General features: G+C 74.3%; 9 protein-coding genes. 4 read left to right on the forward strand and 5 right to left on the reverse strand.

All coding sequences use genetic code 11. The features are described 5' to 3' along the window. Window positions 1–76: 76 nt before the first annotated feature. Window positions 77–2,188, reverse strand: a complete 2,112-nt coding sequence (locus ACFQ8Y_RS16315; RefSeq protein ID WP_430586152.1) for an acyltransferase family protein — start codon at window positions 2,186–2,188, stop codon at window positions 77–79. 133 nt (window positions 2,189–2,321) lie between these two features. After that, window positions 2,322–3,338 (reverse strand): hypothetical protein, encoded by a 1,017-nt coding sequence (locus tag ACFQ8Y_RS16320; RefSeq protein ID WP_430586153.1) that lies wholly within the window; start codon window positions 3,336–3,338, stop codon window positions 2,322–2,324. A 124-nt stretch (window positions 3,339–3,462) separates the two neighbouring features. Here ACFQ8Y_RS16320 and ACFQ8Y_RS16325 point away from each other — a divergent pair, with 124 nt between their 5' ends. Beyond that, the gene (locus tag ACFQ8Y_RS16325) at window positions 3,463–4,317 is read left to right on the forward strand and encodes a TylF/MycF/NovP-related O-methyltransferase (protein WP_430548941.1); all 855 of its coding nucleotides are present in this window, start codon (window positions 3,463–3,465) and stop codon (window positions 4,315–4,317) included. A gap of 1 nt (window position 4,318) precedes the next feature. Here ACFQ8Y_RS16325 and ACFQ8Y_RS16330 read toward each other — a convergent pair whose 3' ends face one another. Both ACFQ8Y_RS16330 and ACFQ8Y_RS16335 read right to left on the reverse strand, forming a co-directional pair. Further along, window positions 4,319–5,440 carry an acyltransferase family protein gene (locus ACFQ8Y_RS16330; protein WP_430586154.1) on the reverse strand — a complete coding sequence of 374 codons (1,122 nt, stop codon included), beginning with the start codon at window positions 5,438–5,440 and terminating at the stop codon, window positions 4,319–4,321. Window positions 5,441–5,519: 79 nt separating this feature from the next. Further along, on the reverse strand, window positions 5,520–7,982 hold the full coding sequence (locus ACFQ8Y_RS16335) for a hypothetical protein (protein ID WP_430586155.1): 2,463 nt from the start codon (window positions 7,980–7,982) through the stop codon (window positions 5,520–5,522). A 157-nt stretch (window positions 7,983–8,139) separates the two neighbouring features. Here ACFQ8Y_RS16335 and ACFQ8Y_RS16340 point away from each other — a divergent pair, with 157 nt between their 5' ends. From ACFQ8Y_RS16340 to ACFQ8Y_RS16350, 3 genes are read left to right on the forward strand one after another with little or no spacing between them, the layout of a single operon-like run. After that, window positions 8,140–9,678 carry a glycosyltransferase gene (locus ACFQ8Y_RS16340; RefSeq protein WP_430564053.1) on the forward strand — a complete coding sequence of 513 codons (1,539 nt, stop codon included), beginning with the start codon at window positions 8,140–8,142 and terminating at the stop codon, window positions 9,676–9,678. After that, window positions 9,675–10,973, forward strand: a complete 1,299-nt coding sequence (locus ACFQ8Y_RS16345) for a CDP-glycerol glycerophosphotransferase family protein (protein ID WP_430564054.1) — start codon at window positions 9,675–9,677, stop codon at window positions 10,971–10,973. Before ACFQ8Y_RS16340 ends, ACFQ8Y_RS16345 begins: the two co-directional genes overlap by 4 nt. Continuing rightward, a complete protein-coding gene (locus tag ACFQ8Y_RS16350; protein ID WP_430548946.1) occupies window positions 10,970–11,665 on the forward strand; it encodes an NTP transferase domain-containing protein in 696 nt (231 codons plus the stop codon). Before ACFQ8Y_RS16345 ends, ACFQ8Y_RS16350 begins: the two co-directional genes overlap by 4 nt. 133 nt (window positions 11,666–11,798) lie before the next feature. Here ACFQ8Y_RS16350 and ACFQ8Y_RS16355 read toward each other — a convergent pair whose 3' ends face one another. Next, window positions 11,799–13,067, reverse strand: a complete 1,269-nt coding sequence (locus tag ACFQ8Y_RS16355; protein ID WP_430564055.1) for a CDP-glycerol glycerophosphotransferase family protein — start codon at window positions 13,065–13,067, stop codon at window positions 11,799–11,801. Window positions 13,068–13,184 lie beyond the last annotated feature (117 nt).

A 13,184-nucleotide genomic window follows, 5' to 3' on the forward strand; every position in this document is an offset into this window, starting at 1 on the left:
GTTGACACCGTGATGGGCGCCGAGGAGCGTCCATCACGGTGTCAACCGCCTGTTCGGCGCTGGGGGAGGAGGCCGGTCAGACCGGGAGGCCGACGTCGCGCAGCTCGCGCTCGAGGTAGGGCGTCATGGTGCGCGCGTACGTGGCGGTGAGGTGGTGCGTGTCCCGGTACACGTTGACGCCGCCGATGACGGCGGGGCAGGTGCCGTCGTCGCAGTAGAGCGACGTGAGGTCGACGAACGAGGCGCCGGGCACCTCGTCGGCGGCCTCCTCGTACACCTGCGGGTCGGGGAACGCCCGGTCCTCGGGCAGGTCGCACCGGGTGGGGTCGGCGGCCAGGCCGCCGTCGAGGCACTGCGACGGCTCCTCGTCGTGCTGCGGGTTGTCCGAGAGCGCGACGACGGGGACCCCCCGCTCGGCGACGGGCCGCCACGCGGCGGCGAGGTCGGACGCCTGCCGGTCCGGGCTGCCCGAGAGGAAGTCGAGGTACCCCGTGGTGACGACGGCGTCCGTGGACCCGGCGTTCCGCTCCAGCCACGGCTCGAGCCTGTCCCGCCACTCCTCGCAGGTGCGGGCGCGCTTCCCGTCGGCGTCGACCGGCCCGGTCGTCCAGGCGCACGAGTTCTTCAGGTGAGCGGTGACGCTGAGCCGCCCCTCGGCGGCGAGCTGCCGGAACGCGGGGAGCAGGGCGCGGGCGTGCGAGTCGCCCACGAGCACGACGTGCGGCACGTCGGGGTCGTCGACCGGGCCGAAGGAGCAGTCCGCCAGCGCGGTCCCGTCGACGTCGACGAAGCAGTCCCGGGGCCCGGCGACGTCGTCCGCGACCGCGACGGGCGCGGGGACGACGACGTCGTCGAGGGCGGGGTTGTCGCAGGGCTGCTCGGTGTCCATCTCCTCGGCGCCGAAGCAGGACGGCGGGTCCGCGACGATCCGGTCGGCGATCGCCTCCTGCTCCTGCGCGTGGTGCTGTGCCAGGGCGAGCCCGCCCCCGGCGACGAGGGCGAGCGCGGCGGTCCCGGCGGCGGTGACGCCGAGGGCACGTCGGGGGACGTGCAGGCTCCAGCGTTCCGTGAAGCGCGCCGGGTCCTCCACCCAGCGCTTGGTCGCCGCCGCCAGCAGCACGACGCCGGCGAGCAGGACGACCCGTTCGAGCAGGCCGGCCTCGTGCCCCAGCACGAAGGGGGCCAGGACGATCGCGGGCCAGTGCCACAGGTACAGCGCGTAGGAGATCTCGCCGGTCTGCTGCACGGGCCGCCAGGCGAACAGGGATGTCGGGGCGAGCCGCCCGGACGGTGCGCCGGCGGCGATGACGGCGACGGTGCCCAGCACCGGCACGAGCGCCGCCGTGCCGGGGAACGGCGTGGAGTCGTCGAAGGCGAGGGCGCACGAGACGAGGACGGCCAGGCCGGCCCAGCTGAGCACGGTGCGGGCACCGTCGCCCGTCGGGCGCCGTGCCGGCCGCGAGAGCCAGAGGGCGAGCAGCGCGCCGGCGCCGAACTGCCAGGCGCGGGTGGTCGTGGCGAAGTAGGCGGGCGCCGGGTTCGCCGACGTCAGCCACAGCGAGTACGCGAACGACGCGACGGTCGCGGCGACGAGCAGCAGCGATGTCGTGCGGCGCACGGTCGCCCCCCGCCGGGCGGCGACGACGGTGCCGAGCACCACGAGCAGGGGCCAAACGAGGTAGAACTGCTCCTCGGTCGACAGCGACCAGTAGTGCTGGACCGGCGACGGGTCGCCGTCCGAGGCGAGGTAGTCGACGGCGTCGCCGGCGAGCACCCAGTTCTCGACGTACAGGGTGGCGCCGAGGGTCTCGCGGAACCACTGCTGCCACAGCGACTGCGGGGCGAACAGCACCGTCGCGACGAGGGTCGCCGCGAGGACGAGGTACGCGGCGGGCAGCAGGCGGCGTGCCCGGCGCGCCCAGAACCGCGCCAGCCGGATCCGGCCCGTCGACTCCGCCTCCCGCAGCAGGTGGCCCGTGATGAGGAAGCCGGAGATGACGAAGAAGACGTCGACGCCCACGTAGCCGCCCGGCAGGCGGCCGGGCCAGAAGTGGTAGAGGACGACCAGCCCCACGGCCAGCGCCCGCAGCGCCTGGATCTCCGGGCGGAAGCGTCGCGGCGGGCGGCGGGTGTCGCCGTCCGCCGCGGCGGGCGGGCCGGACGGATGGTCGCGGACGAGCGTCGTCATGCGCAGGGGTCACCGTGGAGATCGGGGGCGGAGGGCCGGAAAGGCTAACCACGAACCCGATGCCGAGGGCAAGCCGGCTCGCGCACGGGGGCCTCGGGAGACGCCGGGCGCGGACCGACGTGGGCCCCGCGGGTCACGAGGCGGCGGGCAGGACGACGCGCGGGGGCGGGCCGGCGACGGGGGCGGCCGCGGCGTGCACCGCGAGCTCGTGCGCGGCACGGAGGCGGTGACGCTGCCCCGGCGTCGCGCGGTCGGTCCACCAGGCCTCGGGGACGGCGTGCGGGGTGACGGTGACGCCGCGCGGCACGAGCAGCCGCGAGAGCGTGAGGGCGGCGGCCGACGGCAGCGTGACCACGCGCTGGCCGGGCCGCAGCCCGCGCAGCCGGATCTCCACCGGCGCGCCGGGTGCGTCCACCTCGATCCCCGGAACCTGCTCGAGGAGCGCCGTGACACGGGGGTCGTGGCGGCGGTGCGGCACGTAGCGCACCGGTCCGTCGGCGGCGACGCCGCGCACCCACGCCAGGTACCGGTCGGGGTGCAGCAGGCCGTCGGCCGCCAGCGCCGACCCGACTAGCACCGTCTGCTCCGCAGGCGCCTCGGCCGGGGGCCTGCCCTGCAGCCACTCGAACCCGTGCTCGAGCACGTCGATGCCCAGCAGGCGGAGCCAGGCGCGCAGGTCCGGGTCGAGCGGGAGGGCGGTGCACAGGCTCAGCCCGCCCGCCTCGGCCACGCGTCGCATCCGGAGCGCCGCCAGCGCGCCGAGCCCGAAGCGCAGCGACCCGGGCGGGGCGCCGATCCGCACCAGCGAGCTGCCGGACGTCAGGCGGTGGGCGAGGTCGAGGGTGGCGAGCCCGTCGTCCACCACGACGATCCGCGTCGGCGGCCGCAGCGTCCGGACCAGCGCGGACTGGAAGGCTCCGGAGAAGGGGTCCCCGACCACCACGACGTCGTGCGGCAGGTGCCGCGGCACGGGTGCCAGGTCCACGTCGAGGTCGCCGGGCAGGCCGAGGGCGCGCACGGCGTCCACCCCGGCGGTGAGAGCGGGGACGTCGGCGCGCGCCAGCACCCGGGTGCGGGGACCGGCGTGCCCGGCGGCGTGCGCCTCGACGGCGCACAGCAGCTGGAGCGGGGACTCGACGAACGCGGTCACCTCTCCACTGTCACCGCGTCGGGCGACGAGCAGGGGACGTCGGCGTGGCCGGGGGATGAACGCTCGGTGCTCGTCCGGGGGCGCACCCGTGGCTGCCCGGCAGTTCCTGAGGTTCGATGGGTACATGTCCGGACGGAGCGTGCGAGACCGGTTCGTGGCCGCGCTGCGCGGGCGGTCCGCGTCGGACCGGGCGGGCCGTGACGAGGACGCCGCCGCGCTCCGCGCGGAGCTGGACGCGCGCAGCGCCGAGGTGCGCCGGCTGCGCCGCCGGGTCCGCGAGCTGGAGGCGGGCCTGCTCGACGACCTGCCCGAGCAGGTCGGCGCCGTCGCGCGCGCGGTGCGCGCCGAGCACCTGACGCTGCTCGGCGCCCGCCCGCTGCACGACCTCGCGCACGCCGTGCTCGACGCCGAGGCGCGGGCCCTGCCCGGCGTGCTGATGGAGTGCGGCACGGCCCGCGGTGGCTCGGCCGTCGTGATGGCGGCGGCCAAGGCGCCCGGGCGCCGGCTCTTCGTCCACGACGTCTTCGGCCTCATCCCGCCGCCCACGCAGGAGGACGGTGCGGACGTCCACGCCCGGTACGCCACGATCGTCGAGGGGCGTGCGAAGGGTCGTGGCGGGGAGACCTACTACGGCTACCGCGACGACCTGTACGGCGAGGTGCGGGACTCGTTCGCCCGGCACGGTCTGCCGGTCGACAGCTCCGGCGTGACGCTCGTCCGGGGGTTGTTCGAGGACACCCTGACGGGCGACGACCCGGTCGCCGTCGCGCACCTGGACGGCGACTGGTACGCGTCGACCCGCACCTGCCTGGAGCGCGTGGTGCCGCGCCTCGTCCCCTCGGGCCGGGTCGTCGTCGACGACTACTTCGCCTGGTCGGGCTGCCGCAGGGCGGTCGACGAGTTCCTCGCGCGCGACGGCGCGAGGTACGGCCTGGTGCGCGAGATGCACGCGCGCCTCCACCTGGTGCGCGCCGGCTGAGTCAGCGCCCGGCGGTGTCGAGGCCTCTCTCGAGCCCGGACCGGACGCCCTGGCGCAGGCGGTCGTGCACGCGGTTCTCCACGAGGTGGTGCAGCACGACCGCGAGGGCCAGGGAGAGCGCGGTGGCGAGCCCCAGCACCACCCAGCGGGGCGCGTCGTCGTGCAGCACGTCGATCACCGCGAACCCGAACTGGCCGTGCACCAGGTACAGCGGGTAGGTGAGGGCGCCGAGCGTCGACAGCACCCGCCAGTCGAGGTGCCGCAGCGGCCCTGCGCTGAGCGCCCAGAGGAGCGCCACCATCGCGACCACCGCGGCAGCGCAGACGACCGCGGAGACGGGCGCGCCCACCAGCTCGGAGGCCCGGCCGGCATAGAGGTACGCCTGGCGCACGCACAGCACGCTCGTCAGGGCGACGGCCAGCCACACCGCGAGGTCGCCGCCGTCGCGGTAGACGAGGAAGAGCAGCATGCCGACGGCGAAGTAGGGCGCGTAGGAGGGGATCAGCACCGCGCTCAGCAGGTCGGCGTCGTTCGCCCTGGCGAGCTGCGCGACGAGCGGCCACAGGACCGCGAGGGCGATGACCCGGCGGCGGGTGATCCCCACGAGGATGAACGCCCCCACGATCAGGTAGAAGAGCATCTCGAACCAGAGGGTCCAGAACGGGCCCTGCACGTCGGTGGCGTCCCAGGCGTTCTGGATCATCGTGAGGTTGAGCAGCGAGTCCACCGCCGAGGCGTCCCGCCCGTCGTGCCACACGAGATGCAGCATCACCGTCAGGACGACGGCGGCCCAGTAGGCCGGGAACAGCCGGGCGACGCGCGACGCGGCGAAGGCGCTGACCGGGCGGCCGTACGCCGTCATGAGGATGACGAACCCGCTGATCATGAAGAACAGCTGGACGCCGAGGAACCCGTAGCGGGTGACCTGGTTGAGCCCGGGGAAGACGTCGGACGGTGCCGCGCCCCAGTGCGGCATGCCGATCCCCGTGTAGTGGTAGCCGAGCACGAGGAGCGCGGCCAGGAATCGCAGCCCGTCCAGTCCGCGGAGGCGCGGACGGGACCCCACCCGTGCTGGGGCGGAGCTCCCGGCGGACGGTACGGACGTGGTCGGCAGGGAGAACATGGGCGGCGACGATACCTGGTCCGGTGACCTGGGCGACCATCCCGGGAGGAGAGCTCGGACGAGAGGTGGTGCGGCGCGGTTACCGAGCGGCAGGGTGCACGGACCCTGTCACCCGCTCGTGCCACAGCTCCTGACGCGCGACGTAGGCGTCGTCCCACGGCTTGGTCGGGTCGGCCCAGTGCACGAGCCGTGCCGGGGCGTCCGGCAGGTCCCGCGTCGGCACGTGGTCCCAGGCCGCGTCGAGCTCGGTGCGGTGCGGCCCGACGTACAGGTGCAGGGCCTCGCGCGCGTCGATCCGGAACTCCCGCATCGCGACGAGCGACTCCGCCGCGTACCCGTCGGCCCGCAGCCGCGCGAGGTCGAGCACCAGCACGTCGGCGTCGAACGCGTTGAAGTCGAAGACGTGCCGGGCGTGGATGCGGCGGTAGAAGTCGTACGCCGTCGCCGGTGCGTCGTCCAGGCGGCGGGCCGCCCGGTACAGCAGGCCGAAGCCGCTCGGGTCGGCGTGCGACGTGTGCCGGGCCGCGACGGCCGTGGAGCCCAGGTCGACCGCCGCGAGCTCCGCGACGTCGTCCAGCACGACGGCGTCGACGGGCAGCACCACCGCGCGGTCCACGCCGGGGAGCAGGTGCGGCAGCAGCACGTGGTGCGCCCGCTGCGACGAGTCCAGGCCGAGCGAGCCGACGTCCAGGGCCGTGGTGGGCACCCGGTGCACGGAGGTGCGCTCGGAGAGCTCCGGCAGGCTGAGCGTGGCGACGCCCGGCCCCACGAGCCAGACGCGCAGCGGCACGGACGCGGACGAGTCGAGCGCCCGCACGGCCTCCGCGACGTGGGGGATCTGGGGGCGCCGGGGCAGGAGGACGACGTCGACGGCGCCGTCCACGGCAGGGGCCGTGACCGCGGCGGGGGCGGCCGCCGTCGCCGGAGCGGCGGGGAGCGCCGGCAGCGGTGTCGCCGCGGCGTGCCGGGCCCGGGCCGCCTCGACCTCGGGTGCGACGGTCTCCCGCCACAGGGCGTAGACGTGCTCGGCGTCGCGGCCCTCGAAGACCGCCGTGAGGACGGGCTCGAGCCGCGCGATCATGCCGGTGCGGATGGCCTCGAAGCCGTCGTGGTCCAGCGGGTGCAGACCGTTGAAGCGCACGTCGGCGAAGTTCGCGGGCTGGAAGTCGACGTCCAGGCCCAACGACGTCGTGGGCAGGTAGCAGTGCAGCCGCTTCGTCACCACGTGCGTGAACGACGTGCGGTACCACTCGAGCAGCCGCACCGCCTCGCGCATGTTCTCCACGAACGTGCGGTCCTTCACCTCGCGGTAGCTCTGCTTGATGTTGTCGTGCCCGTCCGGCACGGGCTCGCGCACGGCGTCGACGTACACGGTGGCGGGCGCCGGGCGCTGGTCGAGCTCGGGGAAGACCGTGCTGACGGTGGTCGTGAGGCAGCCGGAGAAGAAGGCCGGCACGTCGAGCGACAGCAGCAGGTCGACCGTGGTCCAGTCGCGGCAGCCGACCGGGCCGTGGGCGCGCAGGTAGTCGAGCACCTCGGGGGTCAGCAGCCCGCGCTTGTTGCAGTGGAAGGAGACGAAGATCGGCCGCAGGTTCTCGTGCATCGGGAAGTCCCAGACGCCGGTGCCCGCCAGGTCGTGGGAGTGCCAGCCGAACTCGAGCAGCCAGGTGCCCTCCGGGAACGACTGGAACGACGACCCGTCGCGGTCCACCCGGTAGAGCTCGACGTCGGTCGCCTCGCCGTCGAGCCGCAGCTCCGGGCGCACCCGCTCCTGCATGTCCTGGGCGAGGCCGACGAGGTCGTCCCGGCCGTGGAAGCGCAGGTTCTGGCGGCGCACGACGTGCCCGAGGGACGACAGCGTCTGCACGTGGTCGCCGATGTTCTGCGACGACTTCCCCTTGCCCGGCTGCACGTAGTCCATCACCGCGAAGGGCACGCGGGTGCCGGGAGCCGGTGCGGTGGTGTGCCGGTCGGCCCCGCGCCAGCGCTCGAGCCACGCGACCTCGGCGGCGCCGCCGGGCCACTGCTCCTCGTTCCCGCGGTACGCCGCGACGAACCGGTCGTGCACCGCGTGCCGCAGGGCGTCGTCGCCGTGCGCGAAGACGTAGCGCAGCGCCGCGTGCCAGGTCCGCGCGCCCGGGGCCGCGCCGGCGCCGTCGAGCCAGGTGCGCACGAGGGCGAGCCCGCGCTGCGGGTCGACGCGGAAGAGCGACTCGACGTAGGGCACGGGCGCCACGGCCAGTGCGTCGCCCGCGCGGTCGAAGAGGTCGAGCGCCCGCTCGTGCAGGTGGCGGCGGTGCGCCACCAGGCCGCCCGCGACGAGCGCGTCGGGGCCGGGGGACGGCGCGGCCAGGGCCTCGTCGACGCGCGACTGCGCGCCCTTGAGGTCCTTGGCGTGCAGGAGGCCGCGGACCTCGTGCACCACCGGGTGCGTCCGGGCGAAGACTTCCCGGGCGGAGGGTTCCGGCCGTCCGAGCGCGGCGCGCAGAGCGCGGCGGGCGCCGCGCAGCAGGGTGGCAGGGTGCAGCGGGCGAGAGGGCATCAGATCTTCCGGTTCCGGGACGACGGGCCGGCCGATACTACATCGGACGACTCGGATTACAGCGGCCTCGTCTCGTCCGTCCACCGCGGGCGGCCCCGTGTCCGGAGGGGCGCCGCGGAAGAAGGACCGAGCGAACCTCAGACCCTACGATGGGCCGGTGCCCCACAGCCACGGACCGACGACGACCCGCCTGCCCGACGGCGGGCATGCCGCCGCGACCTGGTCGATCCCCGCGGACTTCGGAGGGATGACGTCGGCCCTGCTCCGGCGCTCCCGGGCGTTCGTGGAGCAGGGCGGGGCGCCGGTGCGGGTGCTCACCTTCGACCCGGCGCTCGACCTCGACGCGGCTCGTGCCCGCCTCGAGGAGCATGGCCAGCTCGTGCCGGGCGTGACGCTCCACAACCTGTGGGCCGACGTCCGCGCGATGTCGGACGAGGAGGTCGGGGCGCGCGCCGGCGCCGCCGCGCGCCCCGACCTCCCGCGCGGAGCGCCGGGGGAGCGGGCGCGGCTGGAGAGGAGCGGGGAGACCACGCGGCACCTGCACTTCCGGCCGGACGGCTCCGTCGCGGCGGTGGACGAGAGCACCCCGACCGGTCGCGAGGTCAGGTTCTACACCGGCGACGGGCGCCCGGGGCACCGGTGGTCCACCGTGTGGGCCCTGTACCGGCACTGGGTCGGCACCGTCCTGCCCGAGCGTCCGACGTACGTCGTCGTCGACTCGAAGGCGCTGACCAAGTTCTTCGCCAACCTCGAGATCAAGGGGATCTACACGCTGCACCTGGTGCACGGGGCGCACCTGACCGCTGCGGCCACTGACGCGCACGGGCCGCTCGCCGGGACGCGTGCCCCGATGATCGAGCACGTGGGGGACTACGACGCGGTGGTGTTCCTCACCGAGGGGCAGCGGCGCGACGTCCACGACCGGGTGGGCGCACGGGACAACACGTACGTGGTGCCGAACAGCACCGACCTGCCCGACGGCGCGCTGCCCGCGCACGCCGACCGCTACCGCGGGGTGATGCTCGCCAGCCTCAGCCGCCGCAAGCGCGTCGGCCACGCCATCGCGGGGCTGCGCCGCGCGAAGGCCGGCAGCGGCCTGCCGCTCACCCTCGACGTCTACGGCGAGGGACCGGAGCGGGAGCGTCTCGAGCCCCGCGCGGCGAAGGTTCCCGGCGTGACGCTGCACGGGTACGTCACGGGCGCGGCGGACCGCCTCGCCGACGCCTCGTTCCTGCTCCTCACCAGCAGGGCGGAAGGGCTGCCGCTGGTGTTCGCCGAGGCGATGGCGCGCGGCTGCGTGCCGATCGCGTTCGACGTCCGCTACGGCCCCGCCGACATCATCACCGACGGCGTCGACGGCTTCCTCGTCCCGGACGGCGACGTCGACGCGCTCGCCGCGGCGATCGTGCGGTTCGTGTCGCTCGACGACGACGTCGTGCGCCGCATGCGCGAGGCCGCGGTCGCGACCGCGCAGCGGTACTCCGACGTCGCGGTCGTCGGACGCTGGGCGGAGGTCTTCGAGGACGTCGCCCGTCGTCGGCCGGTGTCTCCGCGGACCGCAGGCCGGCCTGCCGGCCCGCCGCGGTACCGGCGCTCCGCGCTGTCCCGGGCCGCGCGGAAGGTGGCCGGTATGCTGCGACGCGCCGGTCGCCGACCACACCGGACCGCACACCTACACCCTGAGGAGGGGCCTTGACCGCCACACCCCGCGGCGCCACGTGGCGCCGACGGATCCGGTCCCTGGGGGGCAAGGCCATCCGGCGGCTGGGGCTGCTGCCCGGCGGCATGCCGGACGGGCTGGGCGAGGACCAGGAGCTCCTCGGCACGTCGTGGCCGTACGAGGTGCTCGTGTACTTCGCCGACACGCCCGACGCGCTCTACCAGATCGAGCAGTGGTACGAGACGTTCCGCGCGCTGCACGCCGAGCACCCCGTGGTCGTCGTGACCCAGGACTCCCGCACGGCGCGCGCGATCCGCCGCGACAGCGGGCTCGACGTACGCACCGTGGCGCACTACACGACGCTCGACGACGTCCTCGGCCGCTCGCCGACGAAGCTCGCGCTCTACGTCAACCACAACCCGCAGAACTTCACCTGCCTGCGCTTCGGGCAGCTCGTGCACGCGTCGCTGATGCACGGCGACAGCGACAAGCTCGTCACGGTGTCGAACCAGACCAAGGCGTACGACTTCTCGTTCGTCGCCGGGCAGGCCGCGGTCGAGCGCATGGCGCGGTTCAGCACCCTGTACGACGCGCACGAGCGGTGCGTGCCGGTGGGCCGCCCGCAGCTCGACGACCAGCTGCGCCTGCGCGCGAGGACTCCGCGCGGGCCCCTGCCCACGGTCCTGTACGCCCCCACGTGGGAGGGCGGCCAGCCGTCCGCGGAGTACGGCACGGTGGCCACGCACGGGCTCGCGATCGTGCGCGCCCTCGTGGAGTCGGGCCGGTACCGGGTGCTCTACCGCCCGCACCCGCTCACCGGGGTCCGGGTCGCGGCGTACGGCGAGGCCGACAAGGCGATCAGGGCGTACCTGGCCGGCGCGCCCGCCCCCGCCGAGGGCCCCGCCCACGGCACCGACACCCACGGGGACGTCGCCCCGGCGTTCGCGGCGGCCGACCTCCTGGTCTGCGACGTGTCCGGCGTGGCGATGGACTGGCTCGCCACCGGCGAGCCGATCGTCGTGACCCGGCCGGTCGGCGACGTGATCATCGCGGCGAGCCCGCTGCTGGAGCTCGCGCCGTCGCTGCCTGTCGCCGCCCTCGGCGACGTGCTGGCCACCGTGGACCGCGAGCTCACCGAGGACCCGACGCGCGACCGGCGCCACGCGCTGCGCGAGCACTACCTCGGCGACACGACTCCCGGCGCCTCCACGCGGCGGTTCGTCGCCGCGTGCGAGCGCCTCATGCAGATCCGCGACCGCGAGGTCGCCCGGGTCGAGGCCCACGGCGCGCCGAGCGCCGCACCGACAGGTAACGAGAGAGGAACGCGATGAGCATCCAGACAGTGATCCTGGCGGCGGGCATGGGGACCCGCCTGGGCCGGCCGCACCCCAAGCCGCTGACGGAGCTGCGGGACGGTCGCACGATCCTCGCCCAGCAGCTCGGCAACCTCCGCTCCGTCTACGGCCGCGAGGCCGAGGTGCTGATCGTCGTCGGCTTCAAGCTCGAGATGATCCTCGAGGCCGCGCCGAACGTCGCCTTCACGTACAACGAGGTGTACGACCAGACGAACACGTCGAAGAGCCTCCTGCGCGCCCTGCGGGTCACCGGGGACCGCGGCGTGCTCTGGCTGAACGGCGACGTCGTCTTCCACCCGGACGTGCTGCGCCGCGTGCAGCCCCTCATCGACGAGGGCCGGTCGTTCGTGTGCGTCAACACGTCCTCCGTCGGTGACGAGGAGGTCAAGTACACGGTCGACGACGACGGCTACATCAACGAGCTGTCGAAGAAGGTCGGCGACGGTGCGCTCGGCGAGGCCGTGGGGATCAACTACGTCGCCGCCCAGGACAAGGCGAAGCTGCTGCAGCGCCTCGACGAGGTGGACGACCAGGAGTACTTCGAGGGCGGCCTCGAGCTCGCCATCGCGCACGACGGCGTGAAGGTGCTGCCGGTGGACATCTCCGACCTGTACGCGGTCGAGGTGGACTTCGCCGAGGACCTGGAGCGGGCGAACCAGGAGCTCTGAGCACCTGGCTCGACGGGCCTGGCTCGACGGGCCTGGCTCGACGGGCCTGGCTCGACGGGCCCGGTTCTGTGCAGGGGCGACGACCGGCAGGTCGTCGCCCCTCCGTCGTCCCCCCGTCGGGGGTCCGACGGGCTCAGCCGGCCTGGTCGACCATGGCGTCGCGGCGTGCGACGCAGTCCGCGACGAACTCCAGGAACCGGCGGCTGCTGTCGCCGCGCGCGAACCCGAAGTAGTGGTCGCGCACGCGCTCGCGGGCGTCGTGGTGGGGATCCTGGGCGAGGTTGGCGGCCAGGAGCGTGCCGACGTCGCCCACCGTGTCGCCGTCCACGATGTCGACGGCGCTCGCGACGGGGGCCTCGGCGACGATCCGGGCCCGGTCGGTGCGGCGGTCGGTGAGGACGATCGGGACGCCCGGACGCAGGTAGAGGAAGTCGAGGCCGACCGACGAGATGTCGGTGACGAGCAGGTCGGTGTCCTCGAACAGGCCGAGGATGTCGGCCTCCAGCGGCAGCTCGTGCGGCGCGCCCGCCTCCCGCGCGGCGGTGACGAGCCGCACGATCTCGGCGTGGGCCGCGGCGACCGCCGGGTCCTCCGCGGTGAGCACGCGGGGGTGCGGCTTGTAGACGAGCCGGACGTCCGGGCGGTCCAGGAGCGCGCGCACGACGGCGGTGCCGTACAGGTCGAGGGACGTGTAGTTGTTGGCCTCGTCCTCGCCGGACCAGGTGGGGGCGTAGAGCACGGTCCGGCGGCCCTCGGCCGGCGCGAGCGCCGAGGCCACGTCGAGGTCGAGCTGCGGGCGACCGCACACGACCAGCTTGTCGAGGTCGAAGTTGATGAGGGCGCGCCGGTGGCGCTCGACCGCGGCCTGGCCGGCGACGACCACGTGGTCGTAGGCCTTGGCCTGGTTGGAGACCATCGAGACCTTGTCGGACTCGCCGTGGTTGACGTGCACGTGCAGGGCCCGCTGGTAGATGAGCGACTGGAAGTTGCGCCAGCCGTTGTTGACGTAGACGACCGTCTTCACGTCGATCTGCTCGTAGAGCCGGCGCAGACCGTCCAGGCGCCGGACGAAGAGGACGGGCAGGTCGGTGGTCTCGCGGAGCTGCTCGGTGAGCTCCCAGTGGCGGGTGACGATCGCCACCGGGTGCTCCGCGGCGACGCGTTCGAGCACGGGCAGCCACTGCTGCAGCTGGTACGCCTGGTTCGGGGTGTCCGCGAAGTACGCCACCACGGGGAACCGGGGCAGGCCGTCCAGCTCGGGGGAGTGCTCGGGCTCCTCACCGGCGATCGTGCTGGTCACGACCCGCTTGACGCGCGAACCCGCGCTCAGCAAGATCTGTGCGGCAAGCTTGCGCACGCGGTCCGTGATCGTGGGCTGCTGCGGTGGGGTGACGTGCGACATCCGTGCCTTCCTGGTGGCGGGGTCCCGTGGCGCGACGAGTATTCCACGGCGTCCTGGGGCCTTCCCCAGGGGGCGTCGGCGAGAGGAGCGCACACCTCGCCGCTGTACTATCGACAG

This window comes from Isoptericola sp. NPDC056605 (assembly GCF_042792795.1).
Taxonomy (GTDB): Bacteria; Actinomycetota; Actinomycetes; order Actinomycetales; family Cellulomonadaceae; genus Isoptericola.

Bases quoted from the DNA above. Each gene is read 5' to 3' on its own strand.
- ACFQ8Y_RS16350 (WP_430548946.1), top strand. From the start codon at position 10,970: ATGAGCATCCAGACAGTGATCCTGGCGGCGGGCATGGGGACCCGCCTG.
- ACFQ8Y_RS16325 (WP_430548941.1), top strand. From the start codon at position 3,463: ATGTCCGGACGGAGCGTGCGAGACCGGTTCGTGGCCGCGCTGCGCGGG.
- ACFQ8Y_RS16330 (WP_430586154.1), bottom strand. From the start codon at position 5,440: ATGTTCTCCCTGCCGACCACGTCCGTACCGTCCGCCGGGAGCTCCGCC.
- ACFQ8Y_RS16355 (WP_430564055.1), bottom strand. From the start codon at position 13,067: ATGTCGCACGTCACCCCACCGCAGCAGCCCACGATCACGGACCGCGTG.
- ACFQ8Y_RS16315 (WP_430586152.1), bottom strand. From the start codon at position 2,188: ATGACGACGCTCGTCCGCGACCATCCGTCCGGCCCGCCCGCCGCGGCG.
- ACFQ8Y_RS16335 (WP_430586155.1), bottom strand. From the start codon at position 7,982: ATGCCCTCTCGCCCGCTGCACCCTGCCACCCTGCTGCGCGGCGCCCGC.